Source organism: Bartonella sp. AA56HLJMS (assembly GCF_042197145.1).
Classification (GTDB): domain Bacteria; phylum Pseudomonadota; class Alphaproteobacteria; order Rhizobiales; family Rhizobiaceae; genus Bartonella.
Map to the genome: position 1 here is coordinate 1 of NZ_JBHIRL010000115.1, position 549 is coordinate 549.

The following is a 549-nucleotide window of genomic DNA, read 5'->3' on the forward strand; positions in this document are numbered from 1 at the left end:
GTTCTTATAAGGTTATGGAAAGATTAAATGGATGCACAAGTAACCAAGATATGACAGAAGTCAAATGGATAGCTGTTCTATAAGCGAGCTTGTATGTTTTTAAGTCCTTTAAAGCCCTTTGAAAGGGCTTTTTTTGACTGACAGTGTCAGTCTTATGGAGCATGGTGATGCTTGTTATAGTCTCTTCATTGATTTGGAGAGCAAGATGGCAATAGAATTTAATCATGGGATTCGCATTGTAGAGGCTGGTGAGGATTCCCGTCCTTTAGCAACATTTGATCAGACAGCCATTGGAGCGGTTGTTACAGCCCCTGATGCTGACAACCAAGTTTTTCCCCTTAACGAGCCTGTATTGGTCTTCACCCATGATACAGAAAAAATCCAAAAGCTTGGGCGAAGGGGAACGGCTCTTGATGTTATTAATGCTGTGTGCGCACAGGGGATTGAGGCACAAATTATCCTTGTGCGTGTAGAAGAAAAATCAACCATTGCTGAGACACAAACTGAGATGGTGGGATCAAACGCTCACCTGACCGGTGTGCACGCCTT

General features: G+C 43.2%; 1 pseudogene. It reads left to right on the plus strand.

The window, feature by feature from the left end:
* Positions 1-205: 205 nt before the first annotated feature.
* Positions 206-549: pseudogene (locus ACFINI_RS10170) on the plus strand (phage tail protein); the annotation flags it as partial.